Here is a 20,688-nt window from a genome sequence, read left to right on the forward strand (position 1 = left end):
TTGTCTGACGGTCTATTTCAAACTCAATCACCTTGATGGTGATTGCTGCATATTCTCAGCAAAAAAAAGATTGTCGCTACTGTCAGAACTAACAGGTGACGCCAAAAAATACGCCTACCTATAAAAATCAAATCCTCCTCCCCTGCATTCTGATGGGCCAACCATCATCAGCAAATGGTCGGTCAATTTCGGATCTAGCGGCCTGTGTGGTTACACAATTTCACAGAGCGCCTACAAAGCTTCACCCCTGCCACAGGCCTCGGTCCCTACCATGGGCGGCTCAATAGTGGGGAAGCACCATGTCCAAGACTCCTTTCGTCACACTGGGCCTGTTGGTCGGCGCGCTGCTGCTCAGTGGCTGTGACAGCGGCTCGAACCCGGAAGCCTCCGCCCCGCTGCCCAGCGTGCGTGTCGAAACCGTCCAGGCCCGGCCACTGTCGATCAGCAACGAGCTGAGCGGCCGGATCGCCGCGCCACGGGTCGCCGAAGTCCGGGCGCGGGTGGCCGGCGTGGTCTTGCAGCGGGTGTTTCATGAAGGCCGCGACGTCAAGCAGGGCGAGGTGCTGTTTCGCATCGATCCGGCGCCGTTCAAGGCCGACCTGGACAGTGCCGAGGCGGCGTTGCGCAAGGCCGAGGCCAATGCGTTCCAGGCCCGCTTGCAAGCCCAGCGTTATGCCCAGTTGATCGATGACAAGGCGATCAGTGGCCAGGACTACGACAACGCCCGGGCCAACGTGCGCCAGACGGCCGCTGACGTCGCCGCCAGCAAGGCCGCGGTGGAACGGGCGAAGCTGAACCTGGGGTATGCCACGGTGACCGCGCCGATTTCCGGGCGCATCGGCCGCGCCCTGGTGACGGAAGGCGCCTTGGTGGGGCAGAACGAAAGCACGCCGTTGGCGCTGATCCAGCAACTGGACCCGATCCACGCCGACCTCACGCAATCGACCCGCGAACTCAACGACCTGCGCCGCGCCTTTCGCGCAGGGCAGTTGCAAGCAGTCGGCCAGGGCCAGGCCAAGGCCACCTTGATCCAGGACGACGGCAGCCCTTACCCGTTGCCCGGCAAGTTGCTGTTCACCGACCTCAGCGTCGACCCGAGTACCGGCCAGATCACCCTGCGCAGCGAATTTCCCAACCCCGACCTGGACCTGCTGCCGGGCAGTTTCATCCGCGTGCGCCTCGAACAGGCGGTCAACAGCCAAGGCATCACCGTGCCGCAACGGGCCATCCTGCGTGACAGCGCCGGGGTCGCCCAAGTGTTGCTGCTGGACGCCGAGCAAAAGGTCAGCCAGCAACCGGTACAATTGGGCGCCGCGCAAAACGATCGCTGGGTCGTTACCCACGGCTTGAAACCCGGCGACCGCATCGTCATCGAAGGCCTGCAACACGCCCGTCCCGGCGAGCAAGTCCGGGTCGACGATTCCCCACTTCCCCTCGCCCAGGTTCCCGGGCCACAGGCAGGACACTAAGCCATGCCGCAATTCTTCATCGACCGTCCGGTGTTCGCCTGGGTCGTCGCCTTGTTCATTCTGTTGTCCGGTGTCCTGGCCATTCCACAACTGCCGGTGGCCCAATACCCGGTCGTGGCCCCGCCACAGATCGAGATCTACACGGTGTATCCGGGCGCTTCGGCGCAAACCGTGGACGACAGCGTGGTCAGCCTGATCGAGGAAGAACTCAACGGCGCCGACAACCTGCTGTATTTCGAATCCCAAAGCAGCCTGGGCAGCGCCACCATCACCGCGACCTTCCAGCCCGGGACCAACCCGGAACTGGCCCAGGTCGATGTGCAGAACCGCCTCAAGGCGGTGGAGTCGCGCCTGCCGCAAGCGGTCACGCAGCAGGGCTTGCAGGTGGACAAAGTCTCGGCCGGCTTCCTGCTGCTGATCACCCTCACCTCCAACGACGGCAAGCTCGACGACGTGGCCCTCAGCGACTACCTGGCGCGCAACGTGATGAACGAGATCAAGCGCCTGGACGGTGTCGGCAAGGCCCAGCTGTACGGCGCCGAGCGGGCCATGCGGATCTGGATCGACCCCCGGAAACTGGTGGGGTTCAACTTGACCCCGGCCGACATCAATGCCGCCATCGTGGCGCAGAACGCCCAGGTCTCGGCCGGCAGCCTGGGGGATCTGCCGAGCCGCAGCACCCAGGAAATCACCGCGACCATCGTCGTCAAAGGCCAGCTCAATACGCCGCAGGAGTTCGCCGACATTGTGCTCAAGGCCAACCCCGATGGCTCGACGGTGCGCATCGCCGACGTGGCCCGGGTGGAAATCGGCAGCCAGGAATACCAGTTTTCCACGCGCCTGAACGGCAAGCCATCCACTGCGGTGGCGGTGCAACTGTCACCGGGCGCCAACGCGCTGAACACCGCGACCCTGGTGCGCAGCAAGATGGACGAGCTGTCGCGCTACTTCCCGGCCGGTGTGGAATACAAGATTCCCTACGACACCTCGCCGTTCGTCAAAGTCTCGATCACCAAGGTGATCTATACCCTCGGCGAAGCGATGCTGCTGGTGTTCGCGGTGATGTTCCTGTTCCTGCAGAACATTCGCTACACGCTGATCCCGACATTGGTGGTGCCGGTGGCGTTGATGGGCACCTTCGCGACGATGCTGGCGCTAGGGTTCTCGATCAACGTGCTGACCATGTTCGGCATGGTGCTGGCCATCGGCATCCTGGTGGACGATGCCATCGTGGTGGTGGAGAACGTCGAGCGAATCATGGCCCAGGAAGGCTTGTCGCCCAAGGAAGCCACGCGCAAGGCCATGGGGCAGATCACCGGTGCGATCATCGGCATTACCCTGGTGCTGGTGGCGGTGTTCATTCCGATGGCGTTCATGCAGGGCTCGGTGGGGGTGATTTACCAACAGTTCTCGCTGTCGATGGCGACGTCGATTTTGTTCTCGGCCTTTCTCGCCCTGACCTTGACCCCGGCACTTTGCGCGACCTTGCTCAAACCGGTCGCCCAAGGTGATCACCACGGCAAAAACGGTTTCTTCGGCTGGTTCAACCGTGGTTTCGACCGATTCGGCGACCGCTACCAAGGATGGGTGGCCTACGCGCTGAAACGCAGCGGCCGATACCTGCTGATCTACGGCGTGCTGCTGGTGGGCATGGGCCTGCTGTTCAGTCGCTTGCCCTCCTCGTTCCTGCCGGTGGAAGACCAGGGCTACACCATCACCGACATCCAGTTGCCACCGGGCGCGAGCAAAAACCGGACGGTGCAGGTGGTGGAGCAGATCGAGGCGCACAACGCCGGTGAGCCGGGGGTCGGCGACAGCACGGTCATCCTCGGCTTCAGTTTCTCCGGCAGCGGGCAGAACGCGGCCCTGGCGTTCACCACCCTCAAGGACTGGTCGCAACGCGGCGCCGAGGACTCGGCGGCATCCATCGCCGACCGCGCGAACCTGGCACTGAGTCAGATCAAGGACGCCATGGCGTTCTCGGTGTTGCCGCCGCCCGTGGACGGCCTGGGCACCTCCAGCGGTTTCGAGTTCCGCTTGCAGGACCGTGGCGGCCTCGGCCACGCCACGCTGATGCAGGCCCGCAGCGAATTGCTCGCCGCCGCCGAAAAAAGCCCGATGCTGATCAATGTCCGCGAAAGCGCCCTGGCGGAGGCGCCGCAGGTGCAACTTGAAGTCGACCGCAAGCAAGCCAATGCCCTGGGCATTTCCTTTGCCGACGTCGGCAGTGTGTTGTCCACGGCGGTGGGTTCGGCCTACATCAACGACTTCCCCAACCAGGGGCGGATGCAGCGGGTGGTGGTGCAGGCCGAGGGTGACCAGCGCAGCCAGGTCGAGGACTTGTTGAAGATTCACGTGCGTAACAGCAGCGGGAAAATGGTGCCGTTGTCGGCCTTCGTCCAGGCCCGCTGGACCCAGGGGCCGGCGCAATTGACCCGCTACAACGGCTATCCGGCGGTGAGCATTTCCGGCGAACCGGCCCCGGGCTACAGCACCGGGCAAGCCATGGCTGAAATCGAACGGTTGGTGGCCCAAGGGCCGACGGGCCTGGGCCAGGAATGGACCGGGTTGTCCTTGCAGGAACGCCTGTCCGGCAGCCAGGCGCCGATCCTGCTGGGCCTGTCGCTGCTGGTGGTGTTCCTGTGCCTGGCGGCGCTGTACGAGAGTTGGTCGATCCCGACCTCGGTGTTGCTGGTGGTGCCGCTGGGTGTGCTCGGCGCGGTGCTGGCCGTGTCGTTGCGCGGCATGCCCAACGATGTGTTCTTCAAGATCGGGCTGATCACCATCATCGGCCTGTCGGCAAAGAACGCGATCCTGATCATCGAGTTCGCCAAGAGCCTGTACGACGATGGGCATGACCTGATCGACGCTACGCTCCAGGCCGCCCGCCTGCGCCTGCGACCGATCATCATGACGTCCCTGGCGTTCATTCTCGGCGTGGTACCGCTGGCAATCGCCACCGGTGCCAGTTCGGCGAGCCAGCAGGCCATTGGCACCGGGGTGATCGGCGGCATGATCACCGCCACCCTGGCGGTGGTGTTCGTGCCGGTGTTTTTCGTGGGGGTGATGAAGCGTGTCAGGCGTGTTGATTCAAAATGAGGCCAGGCCGGACCACCGCTATCGCGAGCAAGCTTTGCTCCCACAGGGATTTGAGTTGAACGCCTATTCGGCGATCACCCGGGACAAACTGTGGGAGCGGGCTTGCTCGCGAAGAGGCCAGCACATTCAACATCTTTATTGACTGTGTCGCCGCCTTCGCGGGCAAGCCCGCTCCCACAGGGGATCTTCAGCAGGCACAATATCTGCGTGCACCCGAATCCTTCTGTGGGAGCGGGCTTGCTCGCGAAGACGGCCGCAAGCCCAATGATCAGTCCGCCTGCACGGTGACCTGACGCTGTTCGCCCAAGCCCTCAATGCCCAAGCGCATGGTCTGGCCCGGGCGCAGGAATATCGGGTTGGGCTTGATGCCCAGCCCAACACCCGGTGGTGTGCCGGTGGAAATCACATCCCCCGGTTGCAGGCTCATGCAGCGGCTCAGGTAGGCGATCAGTTGCGGCACGCTGAAGATCAGCGTCCGGGTATTGCCGTTTTGATAGCGATGCCCGTCGACTTCCAGCCACAGATCCAGCGTATGGGGGTCGGCGATTTCGTCCCGGGTCACCAGCCAGGGTCCTAGAGGGCCGAAGGTGTCGAAGCCCTTGCCCTTGTCCCAGGTGCCGCCGCGCTCCAGTTGCCACTCGCGCTCGGACACGTCATTGATGACGCAATAACCGGCGACATGCTCCATGGCATTGGCTTCGTCGATGTAGCGCCCGCCCTTGCCAATGACCACGCCCAGCTCGACTTCCCAATCGGTCTTGAGCGAGCCACGGGGAATCTGGACGTCGTCGTTCGGCCCGCAAATGGCACTGGTCCATTTGTTGAAGATAATCGGCTCTTTCGGCACGTCCATGTTCGACTCGGCGGCATGGTCGGCGTAGTTCAGGCCAATGCAGATGAATTTGCCGACCTGGCCGACACAGGCCCCGATGCGCGGCTGCCCCTCCACGAGCGGCAGGCTGCGGGGGTCGAGGGCGGCGAGTCGCGCCAGGCTTTCCGGGCCCAAGGCCTGCCCGGCGATGTCCGCGACGTGGCCCGACAGGTCGCGGATCTGCTTGTCTTCATCCAACAGTCCGGGTTTTTCCGAACCTTTTTCGCCGTAACGCAACAGTTTCATGAAGTGCTCCTGCTCAAGTGAAAATTCAGAGGCTCATGCCGCCATCGATCACATGCACCGTCCCGGTGGTGTAGGCGGACGCGTCGCTGCCCAGGTACAACGCCAATTGCGCGATTTCCTCGGTGTGGCCAATACGACCCATGGGCTGGCGGTCGAGAAACTGCCGATAGACCTCTGCTTCTTCGACACCTTGTCGCGCAGCCTGGTCGGCGATGCGCTGGCGTAGCGAAGGCGAGTCCACCGTGCCGGGGCAGATGGCGTTGCAGCGAATGCCCTGGCCGACAAAGTCGATGGCGACGGATTTGGTCAGCCCCACCACCGCCGCCTTGCTGGCAGCATAGGCGAAACGATTGGGCACGCCCTTGATGCTGGACGCGACCGACGACATGTTGATGATCGAGCCGCCGCCACGGGCGAGCATGCCCGGCAGGAAAGCGCGGATCATGCGGTACATGGCCGTGACATTGAGGCCCATCGAACGTGCCCAGGACGCTTCATCGCATTCCAGGATGTTGCCGCTGTGCACATAACCGGCGCAGTTGAACAGCACGTCCAGCCCGCCGATGTGGTCGCGAGCAGCGTCGATGGCATCGGCCGAGGTGACATCGAGGATCATCGGCGTGATGCCTTCGATACCCGCCAATGCGCCAATATCAATGTCGCTGGCGAACACTTCGGCGCCCGCCTGGACGAAGGCAATGGCGCTGGCCAAGCCGATGCCTTGCCCGGCCGCCGTCACCAGGACTCGCTTGTTTTGCAGACTCATGCGGTCTCCAGTTGCGCTGCCGTGGGCGCGGTCTTGGGCGTCCTGCCGAGCATCGAGGCAGGGATCGCGAGGATCAATCCACCGCTGACCAACAGACACAAGGCCAACACGTAAGTACCGTTATTGATATTACCCGTCAGCGTTTCCGCCACGGCGGTAATCATCGAACCGGTGAAGCCCGACAGATTGCCGATGGCGTTGATCATGCCGATCCCGGCTGCGGCGGCGACGCCCGACAGCACGGTGCCCGGCAGCGTCCAGAAAATCGGCATCAGGCTGAGGATCCCCGAGGCGGAGACACTGAGGAACAGGACCGACAGCACCAGGTTATCGGCGAAAAACGCGCTGAGGATCAGCCCGACACCGCCAATGAAGGCCGGGATCGCCGCATGCAGGCGCCGCTCGCCGGTACGGTTGGAATGACGGGCGTTGAGCAGCATCGCCACCACCGCCACCGAGTAAGGAATGGCAGTGAGCAAACCGATATGCAGGCTATTGGTGATGCCGGTGCTCTTGATGATCGACGGCATCCAGAACGCCAGGCCATAGAAACCGGTGTTGAAGGTCAGCAGGATCAACACCAGCAACCACACCCGAGGGTTGAAAAACACTTCGCTCAAGCGCGTGGCCTTGCCCTGGTTGTCGGTTTGCAGATTGGCCTTGAGCAAGGCTTTTTCCGCGACGGAGAGCCATTTGGCCTTGTCTATGTTGTCGGCCAGGCAGACGATCACCACGAACGCCATGATGATCGACGGAATGCCTTCGATGATCAGCATCCATTGCCAACCGGACATCCCGTGGACGCCCTGCATGCTGTTCATCAGCCAGCCGGAGAGGATGCCGCCCAGGGTCAGGCTGACCGGCAGCGCCAGCAGGAACCCGGACATCACCCGGCTCTGCCGGTGGGTCGGGAACCAGTAGTTGAGGTAGAGGATCACGCCAGGGAAAAAGCCCGCTTCGCAGATCCCCAGCAGGAAACGCAGCACGTAGAACATCGTGCTCGATTCGAGATGGAAAAACGCCGCCAGCGGCACGGTGTAGGCCACGGCCATGGAGATCACCGCCCAGCTGAGCATGATCCGGGCGATCCAGAACCGCGCGCCAAAGCGATGCAGCAACAGGTTGCTGGGGACTTCGAAGAGGAAATAGCCCCAGAAAAACATACTGGCGCCCAAGGCATACACGGTGTTGCTGAATTGCAGCTCGTTGAGCATGTCGAGCTTGGCGAACCCGATGTTCACCCGATCGAGGTACGCCGCCATGTAGCACAGGAGCAGGACGGGAAGGATGCGCCAGATGACCTTGCGGTAGGTCCGTTCTTCGAAGTCGAGCTCGCCAGCTTGCGCCTGGGCGGGCAACTGCTCGGAGATGGTTTGCATAAGTAACCCCTGATTGTTTTTATTGGGTCACGTCGAATGAGCGAGTCATCCGGCGATTGAACGAGGACTCTACTGTCGGGGATCGATTCTTTCCCAATGGCATTTTTGGATTAGTTGATAACCATCTGTTATCGGAATCCAAAGGGGCTACTGCGTAGCCCAGCGGGAGCAAGCTCCCTCGCCACGGGGATTGCAGCAAGCCGCCCCACCGCTATCGCGAGCAAGCTCGCTCCCACACTGGATCTTGAGCAATTGCAGAATTCAGCTGAACCGCAGCCACCTGTGGGAGCGAGCTTGCTCGCGATAGCGGTGGCACAGTCAACCACTCTGGCGGGCGTTGTCCTTGAGGATCTCGGCGAACTCCAGCGCCGCGCCCACCAATGGCTCATCCTTTCGCGTCAGGATCCCGTAATCCTGCGGCACCAGGTGCAGCGGCGTATCGAGGGTCTTGAGCTGGCCGCTTTCGAGCAGCGGATCGACCATGGCATTGGGCAGCATGCCGATCATGGGGCCGCGTTGCAGGACCTGGAGGAAGGTCTGCATGGAAATGGTGTCGATGGTGTTGCGCGGCATCCCCACCCCGGCTTCGGCGAAGGCCAGTTCCATGCGGGCGCGGATCGGCGTGCCGACCGGGTAGAGAATCCACGGCTGGCCCACCAGTTGCTGCAAGGAGGTCGGCCCGGCGTTCGCCAGGGGGTGGCGGTCGTTGACCACGATGCAGAACGGCTCCGGGGCCAGGGGCTGGAAATCGTAGCGCTGTTGCTGGCTTTGCTCGGTAAACCGCGCCACGGCCAGGTCAAGTTTCTTTTCTTCAAGCATCTTCATCAGATGGTTGCTGGTCTGCTCCACCACCTCGATGGACAGCAAGGGCCAGCGTTGCTTGATCTGCAGGATCGCCTCGGGCAAGGCCACCGCCGTCGCGGCAAAGATACCGCCGACCTTGAGGTAGCCATGGCCGCCTTCGCGCAGGCTGCTGATTTGCTCGACGAACGAACGGGCGTCGTTCAAGGCGATCTGCGCGTAACGCAGCACATGTTCGCCCAGTGCGGTGGGCGGCATGCTCCGGGGTCGGCGTTCGAACAGGGCAAAGCCGAGCAGGCTTTCGATTTCCTTGAGCATCTTGCTCACGGCCGGCTGGCTGAGGTTCATCTGCTCGGCCGCCAGATGCATGTTGCAGGTGCGCCCCAAGGTATCGATCAGCAGCAGATGGCGAAATTTGAGCCAGCCGCAGAAGCTGGAGAAAGACAGGTCGGACATGGACAATCCTCGACGATGCAATAACCGGACGTTATCAGATACTGAATATATCTCATTGGAGTTCATCAACAGCGCGCCCTAGCTTGAACGCTTTACTCACCAGGAAGACTGCCCATGTCGCTGATGCTGACTCCCGAGAACACCCTGCCCGTCGATGGCGTTGCCGGCACCCTGATTGGTCGTGCCTGGGTACCTGGCCGTATCGCTGGGCCTTCACCCGTGGTTCTGCGCAGCGACGGGGTGTTCGATCTGTCGGAGCGTTTTGCGACATTGAGCGACTTGCTGGAAACAGAATCCCCCCTGGCCGCTGTCAGGCAAACGCCCGGTACCTTCATCGCCAGCGTCGAAGCGTTGCTGGCCAATACCGGCATTGATGCCGACCCGACCAAGCCGTTCCTCTTGCCGCCCCTGGACTTGCAAGTGATCAAGGCCGCCGGCGTGACCTTCGCCGCCAGCATGATCGAGCGGGTGATCGAGGAACAAGCCGGCGGTGACGCGGCAAAGGCCGAGGCTGTACGCGCCACCGTGCACAGCGTGATCGGCGACAACCTGCGGGCCATCGTGCCGGGGTCCGAGCAAGCCATGCGCCTGAAAGCCTTGCTCATTGAACAGGGCATGTGGTCGCAGTACCTGGAAGTCGGCATCGGCCCGGATGCGGAGATTTTCACCAAGGCACCGGTCCTGGCCGCCGTGGGCAGCGGCAGCCGCATCGGCATTCATCCGATCTCGCAATGGAACAACCCGGAACCGGAAGTGGTGCTGGCGGTGAACAGCCGTGGCCAGATCCACGGCGCCACCCTGGGCAACGACGTCAACCTGCGGGACATCGAAGGCCGCAGTGCGCTGTTGCTGAGCAAGGCCAAGGACAACAACGCGTCTTGCGCCATCGGCCCGTTCATTCGCCTGTTCGACGAACACTTCAGCCTGGATGACGTCCGCGCCTGCGTGGTCGATCTCAAGGTACAAGGCGAAGATGGCTACCGCCTGCACGGTTCGAGTTCCATGAGCCAGATCAGCCGTGACCCGCAGGACCTGGCGGGCCAGACACTCAACGCCAACCACCAATATCCGGACGGGTTTGTGCTGTTTCTCGGTACCCTGTTCGCCCCCACCGAAGACCGCGACCATCCCGGCAGCGGTTTCACCCACAAGCGCGGGGACGTGGTCAGCATCAGCAGCCCGTTGCTTGGCAGCCTGCATAACCAGGTCACCCACAGCTGCGACGCCGCCCCCTGGACCTTTGGTGTCGGTGCCCTGATCCGTAACCTCGCCGCCCGAGGACTGCTGGGCCGCTGACGCCACCACCGTGACCGATTCATCCAATTACAAGAGAGACATGAATCATGAGTGACACGCCTAAACGCCGCCTGCGCAGCGAGCAATGGTTCAATGACCCGGCCCACGCGGACATGACCGCGCTGTATGTCGAACGCTACATGAACTACGGCATGACCCGCGAAGAGCTGCAATCGGGACGCCCGATCATCGGCATCGCCCAGACCGGCAGCGACCTGACGCCCTGCAACCGTCATCACCTGGAACTGGCCCAACGGGTCAAGGCCGGCATCCGCGATGCCGGCGGCATCCCCATGGAATTCCCGGTGCACCCGATCGCAGAACAGTCGCGCCGGCCCACGGCGGCGCTGGACCGCAACCTGGCCTACCTGGGGCTGGTGGAAATCCTTCACGGCTACCCATTGGATGGCGTGGTGCTCACCACCGGTTGCGACAAGACCACGCCCGCCTGCCTGATGGCGGCGGCGACCACCGACCTGCCCGCCATTGTCCTGTCCGGCGGGCCGATGCTCGACGGCCATCACAAGGGCGAACTGATCGGCTCCGGCACGGTGCTCTGGCATGCGCGCAACCTGATGGCCGCCGGCGAGATCGACTACGAAGGCTTCATGGAAATGACCACCGCGGCCTCGCCCTCGGTGGGTCACTGCAACACCATGGGCACCGCCTTGTCGATGAACGCCCTGGCCGAAGCCCTGGGCATGTCGCTGCCCGGTTGCGCGAGCATCCCGGCGCCCTATCGCGAGCGCGGGCAAATGGCCTACGCCACCGGCAAGCGTATCTGCGAATTGGTGCTTCAGGACGTTCGCCCTTCCCAGATCATGACCCGCCAGGCCTTCGAGAACGCCATCGCCGTCGCCTCCGCCCTCGGCGCTTCGAGCAATTGCCCACCGCACTTGATCGCCATCGCCCGGCACATGGGCGTCGAACTGAGCCTGGACGATTGGCAACGAATTGGCGAAGACGTGCCGCTGCTGGTCAACTGCATGCCGGCGGGCAAGTACCTGGGCGAAGGGTTCCATCGGGCCGGCGGCGTGCCCTCGGTCATGCATGAACTGCAAAAAGCCGGACGCCTGCACGAAGACTGCGCCACGGTCAGCGGCAGGACCATCGGCGAAATCGTCAGCGGCAGCCTGACCAGCAACGCCGATGTGATCCATCCCTTCGAGACGCCGCTCAAGCACCGTGCCGGTTTCATCGTGCTCAGCGGCAATTTCTTCGACAGCGCGATCATGAAAATGTCGGTGGTGGGCGAGGCGTTTCGCAAGACCTACCTGTCCGAGCCCGGCGCCGAGAACAGTTTCGAAGCCAGGGCCATCGTCTTCGAAGGACCGGAGGATTACCACGCCCGCATCGACGACCCCGCGCTGGACATCGACGAGCGCTGCATCCTGGTCATTCGCGGCGTTGGCACGGTGGGCTACCCCGGCAGCGCGGAGGTGGTGAACATGGCCCCGCCAGCCGCACTGATCAAACAAGGCATCGACTCCCTGCCCTGCCTGGGCGACGGTCGCCAGAGCGGCACCTCGGCGAGCCCATCGATCCTCAACATGTCCCCTGAAGCAGCCGTCGGTGGCGGCCTGGCGTTGCTGCAAACCAACGACCGGCTGAAAGTGGACCTGAACACCCGCACGGTGAACCTGCTGATCAACGACGAAGAAATGGCCCGGCGCCGACTCGCGTGGACGCCGAACATCCCGCCTTCGCAAACGCCCTGGCAGGAGTTGTACCGGCAACTGGTGGGGCAACTCTCCACCGGGGGCTGCCTGGAGCCGGCGACGTTGCACCTGCGGGTGATTGCTCGTAGTGGTGAGCCGCGTCATTCGCACTGAGTGCGCGATTGTTCACGCACGTTGAATGCAGATGCCAACCCAGAGGGATTTATTCCACGGACCTAAAGGAGAAAGATGCGCGCCAGGGGCCCTCGCCCCTGCCGAATCTTTCACACCCACGGAGTCGATCCATGCCATTTGCCAACTACAAATTTCCCGAAGGAATCCTGGACCACGCGCGCAAGGAAGAGATCATCCACCGCACCACGGAGATGTTCGTCGAATACTTCGGCGAGGGGGTGCGTCCGTTCACCATGGTCCTGGTGGAAGAAGTGTCGGACGGTGGTTGGGGGCGCGCCGATGAAACGCTGACGCTGGAAAAGATGGGGCTGCCGGCCAAAGGGCAATAGCGCTGTTCACTTAAGACCTGTTTGAACCCCTGTGGCCAGAGATTGCTCCCTCGCCACAGGGCGGGTGTTTGGCTGGAACAGTCAGTTCTATGAGCCTCAGAAAAACCTGTGGGAGCGAGCTTGCTCGCGATGCCGGCCATATATTCAATGCCTTCATCGACTGTCATACCGCTATCGCGAGCAAGCTCGCTCCCACAATTGGATTTGCGGCGAAACGCAGGCAACAGGTTCATCGTTTTTCTTAAGCGAATAGTTTTTACAGGGTGGCCCTTGGCTTGAGCCACCCCTCGCCCTGCCTCAGAAATCGACCGTGGCCGACAACTGCAAGGTACGTGGAGAGCCTGGCGAGAAGGCACCATACGAGGCGACGCCCGACCAGTATTCACGGTCAAAGACGTTCTGGACCGTGGCCCTGAATGTCGTCGGTCGACCTTCGATCCTGGTGGCGTAACGAGCGCCCGCGTCAAAGCGCGTCCAGGCATCCAGCTCCTGGGTGTTGGCCTGGTTCACGTATTGGCTGCTGGTGTAGATCGCACCGCTGGTGAGGGTAAAGCCTTCCACCCATGGGGTGTCCCATTCCGCCCACAGGTTGGCTTGGACGTCTGGCACGCCGACCGGTTTATTGCCACGGTTAGCTGCGGTGGCGGAATCCGTCAGTTCGCCGTCGAGCAGTGTCACGCCGCCCATCAGGCGGGTACCGGGGGCCACTTCGCCGAACACACTCAATTCCATACCACGGTTGCGTTGTTCGGCCTGCACCGAGAAGACATTGTTCGCGTCGAGCTCGCCACTGGGCTTCTCGATCTGGAACAGTGCCAGGGTGGTCATGAACGTGCCGTGCTCATACTTGACGCCCATCTCGTGTTGCTTGGAGACATAAGGTGCGAACATTTGCCCGGAATTGGTCGCGTTAGCCGGCGCGGCGTCACCCTTACTCAGGCCCTCGACATAGTTGTAGTAGAGCGATACGTCTTCCCAGGGCTTAACGACGACACCGAACATTGGCGTAGTTTTGCTTTTGTCGTAGGACGGAGTGACAACGGGGGTGTTGTAGTTTTCCGACTTGACGTTTTGCCGGCGCAAACCCAGGGTCAGTTGAACGCGGTCATCCAATGCCGACAACGTGTCACTCAAAGCAAAGCCGGACAACTGCGACTCGGAAACTCGCAGTACTCTGGGCGCATTTATGGCTGGTTTGGGTACGTCCACCGGATGATAAATGTTCGAGGGAATATCTGTCCCTCGGTTGATGCCCCGTGACAGCTCATCCTGATAAGTGCTCGCCATCAGCGTGGTCGTGTGGGTGACAGGGCCGGTGTCGAACACCCCGCGAACCCCCACGTCGGCTGTCGAACGATCCACGTTGAATTTGTAGTACCCCGGCCTGTTGGTGATATCGCCGGCATTATTAATGATTTCTGGCACCTGGTCCGACATCCGCTTGACGTCCGACCGACCGCCACCGGCATGGGCAAACACCGTGACCGCGTCCGTCAGGTCATATTCGCCACCGAGCAAGGCCGACTGCTCCTTGGTGTCCGACCAACCCCACTTCTGCGATGCGTTGGTGCGACCGTTGGGGGCAGACGGAACCTCAACATTGCGCGCGACGGTGAAGGGCCGCGAAGCACCTTCGAAGCTTTCTTTCTGGCTGATGAAGTCGAGGTTCAAGCGCAGGCGCTCGCCGCGATAATCGAAGGCGATGGCGCCGATGTCGAGCTCGCGCTCCTGATCATCGATGGCCGTGTCGCCACCCTGGAGGCTGCCGTTGAAGCGCACGCCGAACTGGTTTTCCGAGCCGAATCGGCGGCTGACGTCCAGGTGCCCACCCACGTAGGAATCAGACGCATAGCTGCCGGTAAAGCGCGTCAGGTCTTCGTCCAGCGGCCGCTTGGGGACGATATTGATCACCCCGCCCACGCCGCTGTTGGGCGACATGCCGTACATCAGCGCACCCGGTCCCTTGAGCACTTCGATCCGTTCGGCATAGTCGGTGAACACCCGGTAGTTGGGCGCCACACCGTAGACACCGTCGTAGGCCAGTTCGCCAAGGTTGCCCTCGCCGATGGGAAAACCACGGATGAAAAACGAATCGACGATACCGCCCACCTGGCCCGTCGAGCGCACCGAAGGGTCGCGTTGCAAGGCATCGGCCGCGGTCACGGTTTGCAGGTCGGCCAGGGTCTTGGCGGTGTAGCTGGTCACGCTGAATGGCGTGTCCATCACGTCCTTGTTGCCCATCATCCCCAGGCGCGCACCACGCGCCACTTGACCACCGGCCAGCTCGGCCGGCAGGGCGCTCGGGTTGTCGTGGGTGCCGGTGATGTTGGTGGCGTCAAGGGTCAAGCCTGGGCCGCTGTCGACCGCAGGGACGTCCGAGGCTTGCTCGGCGGCGGGCTTTTGCCCGGGGGTTGCCGCCCAGGCGGTGGCGCTTCCTGCGACCAGCATGAAACTCAGGGTGGCGGTACGAATCGCGAGGGATAACGCAGACTCACCACAAGGTCGACGTGCAACAGACATGGCTTAAGGATCCTTTCCGACGAGAGAAAATGGTAATCACTCCTATTGCCAGTCGACCTGCGGAAAAGTATCACCCCCCGGCGGTTATTTTTTTCAGCCGGCCCCCGAACGCTCGGGCACACAGCCGCTGTTGCGCTATCGACGCCTTGCAACCTTTCGTGCAGCCGGGCATCTTGCCGACCGAGTCATCGCCCGCAGCACACCCACCCGCTTGCCAGCGATTAACCACCGAGGTCGAGTCATGTCCCACGCAGGTGCCCTCCAGGGTTCGAACGTCAGAGTCCTGGTTTCCCTTCTGTTCGCGATCCAGCTCATTTCCATGGGCGCGATGGAAATGAGCGGGCCGTTCTGGCCGGTGCACCTGCGCGGGCTGACGTCATCGGAGTCGGTTTTCAGCTTCGCCAGCATCGCCGTGTATGTCGGGCCGATGCTGGGCATTATCCTGACCAGCGCGTTCTGGGGCCGTATCGGCGATCGCTACGGCCATAAGCTGATGATGATCCGCGCCCTGGCGGGCTTGTCGCTGACCCAGCTCGGGCTGGCGCTGAGCAGTGACATCTGGGTCATCCTGATCCTGCGTTTCCTGCAAGGCGCCTTTGCCGGTTACATCGCCCCGGCGCAGGCCTACGGCGTCAGCATCGAAGCCCCGTCACGTCGAGCGCGGCTGTTCGCGATCCTGCAAATATCCACCAACGTCGGCTCATTGCTCGGCGCGGTGGTCGGGGGGCTGATCCTCGACTACGCCACGTTCTTCTGGATCAACATCATCGCCTCGGCCTTGTGCGCGGTGTGCACGGTGGTCGCCGCAATGACCTTGCCGGACGTGCCACCGGTGACGAAATCCGCGACCGGCCAACCCCCGGCGGCGACCCGTCGTACCGACAGCGTCAGGCAAGGCACACCGTTACTGTCGTTGCTGTGCGTCATGGGCATCCTGCTGTTGGCGCGGATGCTGCCGCAGACGTCCTTCTCCTTGTACGTAAGCTCGGTATTCGACGTCAGCCACTCGGTGGTCGGCCTCTGCTACGGCTTGCTGGCGCTGGGTTTCATCCTCTCGGCCACGGCCTGGTCGCGCTATTTCGAGCACCGTACCCAGCAGGACACCTTGCACCGCATTCTCTACGTCGTGCTCGGTTGCATCGCCCTGACCGCCCTGGCAGGGACTACGCGCAACGCCATCGTTTTTGTCGTCGCCTACTTCATCTGGGGGGTGCTGCTGGGCGCCACCACGCCGGTGCTGATGGCGCTGATCTCGAAATCCGCCGCCAGCTCGCGACAAGGCCAGGTGCTGGGCATTGCCCAGGGCACCGCCCAATTCGCGTCGATCGCGGGCATTTCCGCCGGTGGGTTGCTCAGCCAGGTCTACGGCTTGCAGTACACCTACCTGTTCGTTTGCCTGGCGTATGGGTTGGCACTGATTCCCGTCGTCGCGTTGCGATACTGGCCGATAAACCCGTCGCCTACCTGAAACAGGGTTGTCGAATGCCGCTTGCGTCCCGGACAAGTTGTCCTTTAGCATTGGGAATACTTCTCAATTGCAAAAAAACGCAGCCATGAGCGAAACCCTGCCCGCGAACAACGACCATCATCTGCGCGTGATCGAAGCGCTGTACGCCGGCCATCATGGCTGGCTGTACGCCACGTTGAAGAAGAAACTGGGCAACGCCATGGATGCTGCCGACCTGGCCCAAGACACCTTCACGCGCATTCTCGCCTCCCAAGTCACCGTCATTGACCAGCCCCGGGCCTACCTGAGCTGCGTGGCCAAGGGCATTCTCGTCAACTGGTATCAGCGCAAGGCCCTGGAACGCGCCTACCTGGAAGCGCTCGCGCATTTGCCGGCCCAGGAAGTACCGTCTCCTGAATTGCGCTTCCTGGTGCTGGAAACCCTGCACGAAATCGACGCCATGCTCGACACGCTGCCGGCGCCGGTCAAACGGGCCTTCCTGCTGTCGCAGATCGGCGGCCTGAAATACGACGACATCGCCCAACAGCTGGACGTCTCGCTGATCACGGTCAAGCGCTACATGAAGCAGGCGTTCGTGCAGTGCCTGATGCTGGTGGAATGAATGCTCACCCGACGTCATGAGCCGCCGCTCGATCCCAAGGTCCTCGAAGAAGCCGCTGAGTGGCTGATGCGCTTGAGTGAGCGCGACCTCAGCGACAGCGAGCGCGCCGAGTGGGAATGCTGGAGAGCCAGCAGCCCCGAGCGCGGCCGGGCCTGGTCCCGTGCGCAAGTGCTGCAAGGCAAGCTCGGCGGTTTGCCACGCTCGCTGGCGATGTCGGCGCTGGATCGCCCGAGCAACCCCGAACGGCGCACGGCCCTTGGCAAACTGGCGTTGCTGCTGGCCGTGGTGCCTGCCGGTTGGGGCAGTTGGAAACTGGCGCAATCGCAGCAATGGTCCGCCGACTATCGCACCGCCGTGGGCGAGCGTCGCGAGCTGACCCTGGCCGACGGTTCCCACATCACCCTCAATACCGACACGGCCATCGACGTGCTGTTCGACACCCGGCAGCGGCTCATCCAGGTGCGCGAAGGGGAAATCCTGGTGCAGACCGCGCCGGATGCTTCACCCCAGGCGCGGCCGTTCCTGGTCAGTACCCGTGAGGGGCGGATGCAGGCCCTGGGCACGCGGTTCACCGTGCGCCAATTGCCATCGACCACCCATCTGGCGGTACTCGAAGGCGCTGTGCGGATTGAATTGGCCGATGCTCGCCAGGCCGCGCCGCTCGTTGTCAACGCCGGGCAGCGCACTGACTTCTCGGCACAGGCCTTCGGCCCGTTGAGGCCGGCAGACCGCAACGTCGGCGCCTGGAACCAAGGCATGCTGATGGCCGACAAGATGCGCCTGGCGGACTTCGTCGCCGAGCTGGCCCGCTATCGCCGGGGCTTCGTGCGTTGCGACCCGGCCATTGCCGAACTGCGAGTTTCCGGCGCCTTTCCCATCAGCGATACCCAGCGCACGCTCAATATGCTGGCGCAAACCTACCCGATCCTGGTCAGCGGCCATTTGAGCGGTTATTGGGTGACGCTCTCCCCCGCCTGACCCCGCAAAAAAAATTGCTGCCCTTGGTGATACTTTTTTCGATCTCAACTGGCAAAGAAAGGAATAACCATTTCATCTCGTCCATAGGGTCATCCATCCATGCTCGTTGCACGGCCCCTGCATTCGGATCGTCCGTCCAAGCTCGTCATGCGCAGTGTGCTGTTGAGCCTTGCCTTGGGCACGGTCACCGGGTCGTTCGCCTTGGCCGCCGTGCCCGCGCAACTGGAAGCCATCGCCCCGCGGGCCTATGACATCGCCCCCGGGCCGCTCGGCGCCGCCCTGTCGAGCTTTGCGATCACCGCTGGCATTGCCTTGTCGTTCCAGCCGTCGATCACCGAGGGGCTGCTCAGTCCGGGACTGTCCGGCACTTATCCGGCAGCGCAAGCGCTCACACGCCTGCTGGGTGACAGCGGTGTGGAGATGATTGCCCGCGACGATGGCAGCTACACCCTGGTGCTGCGCCAAGTGTCCCTGCCGGAGATCAACGTCGGTGCCGCCGGCAGACCCAGTACCGACTTGCCACCCACCGACGCCAGCGGCCAGGTCGCCCGCGGAGCACGCCTCGGCCTGCTGGGCAACGCCGATGTGATGGATGCGCCGTTCAGCGTCAGCAGCTACACCTCGACGATGATCAACGATCAACAGGCGGTCACCGTGGGCGATTTGCTGGAGCGTGATGCTTCGGTGCGCGCCACTGGCCAGGCGGGCGGCATTGTCGACTCGTTCTTCATCCGCGGTTTTCCGCTGGGGGAAGGCAATCTCGGTGAGTTGGCGTTCGACGGTGTGTATGGCGTGGCGTCCAACTACCGGGTGTTCACCGATTACGCCGAGCGTATCGAACTGGTCAAGGGCCCCGCCGCCCTGCTGTATGGCATGTCACCCAACAGCGCCGTGGGCGGCGTGATCAACGTGGTCCCCAAGCGCGCCCTCGACGAGGACCTGACCCGATTCACCAGCCGCTACGCCACGGATTCGCAACTGGGCGGCCACCTCGACGTCAGCCGGCGTTTTGGTGAAGAGCGCCGGTTCGGGATCAGGTTCAACGGCAGCCTGCAGCAGGGCGACACGGCCATCGACAAGCAGTCCCGAGAGGTCGGTACCGGCGCCATCTCCCTGGATTACCAAGGGGATCGCCTGCGCACGAGCCTGGACCTGATCAATCAAAAGGAAGCCTTCGACGCCGCATCGCGGCCCTTCAGGATCGTCCCCGGCGTGCAGATTCCCTCGGCCGCCAACGGCCGGACCAGTGTCAGCCAGGATTGGGGCCGCTCCCAAGCCCGGGACAAGTCGGCGTTGCTGAGTGGCGAATATGACCTCAGCGACCAACTGACGCTGTTTGCCCACGCCGGTGGCGGAAAATCCGAGGTCGAGCGCATGTCCGACCAGACCCCGACCATCATCAACGCGGCCGGCGACACGTCCTCAGATCCTGGCTATTACCAATTCAAGGTCCGGCGCTACACCGTCGACGCCGGCGCACGCCTGGGCTTCGACACCGGGCCGGTCAGTCACCGCGCGGTGCTGCAAGTCAGCCGTTATCGCGACGAGTTGTCCCGGGGCATTATTTCCGGCCCCGCCATCCTCTCGAACATCTATCACCCGATCGACCGGCCCCGGCCCAACCTCGCCGAACCCAACACCCCGAAAGTCTCCGAGAGCCAATTGTCCGGCGTCGCCCTGGCCGACACCCTGTCGGTGCTCGATGAACGCCTGCAAGTCACCCTCGGGCTGCGCAGGCAGAACGTCCAGTCGGAAAACTTCAGCACCACCGTTGCCATCCCGTCCTACGACAAAAGCAAAACCACGCCGCTGCTCGGTATCGTTGCCAAGCCCTGGGAGCATGTCGCGCTGTACTACAACTACATCGAAGGCCTGAGCAAGGGCGACATTGCGCCGTCCGCTGCAACCAACGCGGATGAGGTTTTCTCACCCTACATCTCCCGCCAGCAGGAGATCGGTATCAAGCTCGACTACGACCGTTTCATGGCCACGCTGGCGCTGTTCCAGATCAAGAAACCCAGCGGTGGATTGTCGAACAGGGTGTTTTCGGTCCAGGCCCAGCAACGCAACCGTGGCGTGGAACTGAACCTGTCCGGCGAGGTGGCCCGAGGCACGCGCCTGCTCGGTGGCGTGACGCTGCTCGATGGGGAGCTGACCCGCACTGTCGTGGCCGCCAACCGCGGCAACACCCCGGTGGGCGTGCCCAAGGTCCAGGCCAACCTCTGGGCCGAATGGGACACCCCGGGCATCGACGGGCTGACGTTGACCAGCGGCGCGATCTACACCGCCAGCCAGTACGTCGACCAGGCCAACACCCAGGCACTGGATGCCTGGACCCGCTTCGATGTCGGCGCCCGCTATGCCACGCGCATCGCCGAGCGGCCCACGACTTTTCGCGCCACGGTGCAGAACGTGTTTGATCGCGCCTACTGGTCGGGGGTTGCCTCCTATGGTGCGTTTTCCCAAGGCGCACCGCGCACGCTGCTGTTGTCCGCCACCGTTGATTTCTGAAACCCGCAGGCCGGGACGGCGGTTTGCGCCGTTGTCCCGGTCGGC

The 20,688-nt window shown here is 62.8% G+C and carries 14 protein-coding genes; 9 read left to right on the top strand and 5 right to left on the bottom strand.

All coding sequences use genetic code 11. The annotated features are described in order from the left end of the window. Nucleotides 1-299 precede the first annotated feature (299 nt). Complete coding sequence (locus tag ACLH0I_RS17635; protein ID WP_411384935.1) at nucleotides 300-1,469, top strand: efflux RND transporter periplasmic adaptor subunit; 1,170 nt, start codon at nucleotides 300-302, stop codon at nucleotides 1,467-1,469. A gap of 3 nt (nucleotides 1,470-1,472) precedes the next feature. Continuing rightward, nucleotides 1,473-4,568 carry a multidrug efflux RND transporter permease subunit gene (locus tag ACLH0I_RS17640; RefSeq protein WP_411384936.1) on the top strand — a complete coding sequence of 1,032 codons (3,096 nt, stop codon included), beginning with the start codon at nucleotides 1,473-1,475 and terminating at the stop codon, nucleotides 4,566-4,568. A 268-nt stretch (nucleotides 4,569-4,836) separates the two neighbouring features. On the opposite strand, the gene ACLH0I_RS17645 is transcribed toward ACLH0I_RS17640, so the two are convergent. From ACLH0I_RS17645 to ACLH0I_RS17660, 4 genes are all read right to left on the bottom strand, one after another. Beyond that, nucleotides 4,837-5,685, bottom strand: coding sequence for an ureidoglycolate lyase (locus ACLH0I_RS17645; RefSeq protein WP_411384937.1), 849 nt, complete (start codon nucleotides 5,683-5,685; stop codon nucleotides 4,837-4,839). A 25-nt stretch (nucleotides 5,686-5,710) separates the two neighbouring features. Continuing rightward, nucleotides 5,711-6,451 carry an SDR family oxidoreductase gene (locus ACLH0I_RS17650; RefSeq protein ID WP_411384938.1) on the bottom strand — a complete coding sequence of 247 codons (741 nt, stop codon included), beginning with the start codon at nucleotides 6,449-6,451 and terminating at the stop codon, nucleotides 5,711-5,713. Beyond that, nucleotides 6,448-7,830, bottom strand: coding sequence for an MFS transporter (locus ACLH0I_RS17655; protein WP_411384939.1), 1,383 nt, complete (start codon nucleotides 7,828-7,830; stop codon nucleotides 6,448-6,450). The genes ACLH0I_RS17650 and ACLH0I_RS17655 overlap by 4 nt, the downstream gene beginning before the upstream one ends. A 318-nt stretch (nucleotides 7,831-8,148) precedes the next feature. Next, complete coding sequence (locus ACLH0I_RS17660; RefSeq protein ID WP_411384940.1) at nucleotides 8,149-9,087, bottom strand: LysR family transcriptional regulator; 939 nt, start codon at nucleotides 9,085-9,087, stop codon at nucleotides 8,149-8,151. 114 nt (nucleotides 9,088-9,201) lie between these two features. Between ACLH0I_RS17660 and ACLH0I_RS17665 the strand changes: the two genes are divergently transcribed. From ACLH0I_RS17665 to ACLH0I_RS17675, 3 genes are all read left to right on the top strand, one after another. Beyond that, nucleotides 9,202-10,383 carry a fumarylacetoacetate hydrolase family protein gene (locus ACLH0I_RS17665; protein WP_411384941.1) on the top strand — a complete coding sequence of 394 codons (1,182 nt, stop codon included), beginning with the start codon at nucleotides 9,202-9,204 and terminating at the stop codon, nucleotides 10,381-10,383. Nucleotides 10,384-10,430: 47 nt separating this feature from the next. Then, a complete protein-coding gene (locus tag ACLH0I_RS17670; RefSeq protein ID WP_250964824.1) occupies nucleotides 10,431-12,215 on the top strand; it encodes an IlvD/Edd family dehydratase in 1,785 nt (594 codons plus the stop codon). A gap of 131 nt (nucleotides 12,216-12,346) precedes the next feature. After that, on the top strand, nucleotides 12,347-12,565 hold the full coding sequence (locus tag ACLH0I_RS17675; protein WP_250964823.1) for a tautomerase family protein: 219 nt from the start codon (nucleotides 12,347-12,349) through the stop codon (nucleotides 12,563-12,565). A gap of 297 nt (nucleotides 12,566-12,862) precedes the next feature. Here ACLH0I_RS17675 and ACLH0I_RS17680 read toward each other — a convergent pair whose 3' ends face one another. Further along, on the bottom strand, nucleotides 12,863-15,085 hold the full coding sequence (locus ACLH0I_RS17680) for a TonB-dependent receptor (RefSeq protein ID WP_411384942.1): 2,223 nt from the start codon (nucleotides 15,083-15,085) through the stop codon (nucleotides 12,863-12,865). 241 nt (nucleotides 15,086-15,326) lie between these two features. Between ACLH0I_RS17680 and ACLH0I_RS17685 the strand changes: the two genes are divergently transcribed. The 4 genes from ACLH0I_RS17685 (at nucleotide 15,327) to ACLH0I_RS17700 (ending at nucleotide 20,643) form a co-directional block, all read left to right on the top strand. After that, the gene (locus ACLH0I_RS17685; protein ID WP_250964821.1) at nucleotides 15,327-16,553 is read left to right on the top strand and encodes an MFS transporter; all 1,227 of its coding nucleotides are present in this window, start codon (nucleotides 15,327-15,329) and stop codon (nucleotides 16,551-16,553) included. 85 nt (nucleotides 16,554-16,638) lie between these two features. Beyond that, nucleotides 16,639-17,154, top strand: a complete 516-nt coding sequence (locus ACLH0I_RS17690) for a sigma-70 family RNA polymerase sigma factor (protein WP_411384943.1) — start codon at nucleotides 16,639-16,641, stop codon at nucleotides 17,152-17,154. Next, a complete protein-coding gene (locus tag ACLH0I_RS17695; RefSeq protein WP_411384944.1) occupies nucleotides 17,155-18,132 on the top strand; it encodes a FecR domain-containing protein in 978 nt (325 codons plus the stop codon). 99 nt (nucleotides 18,133-18,231) lie between these two features. Continuing rightward, a complete protein-coding gene (locus tag ACLH0I_RS17700; RefSeq protein WP_411384945.1) occupies nucleotides 18,232-20,643 on the top strand; it encodes a TonB-dependent siderophore receptor in 2,412 nt (803 codons plus the stop codon). Nucleotides 20,644-20,688 lie beyond the last annotated feature (45 nt).

It is taken from the genome of Pseudomonas sp. MPB03 (assembly GCF_046605385.1).
In the GTDB taxonomy this organism is placed as follows: Bacteria; Pseudomonadota; Gammaproteobacteria; order Pseudomonadales; family Pseudomonadaceae; genus Aquipseudomonas; species Aquipseudomonas zanjanensis.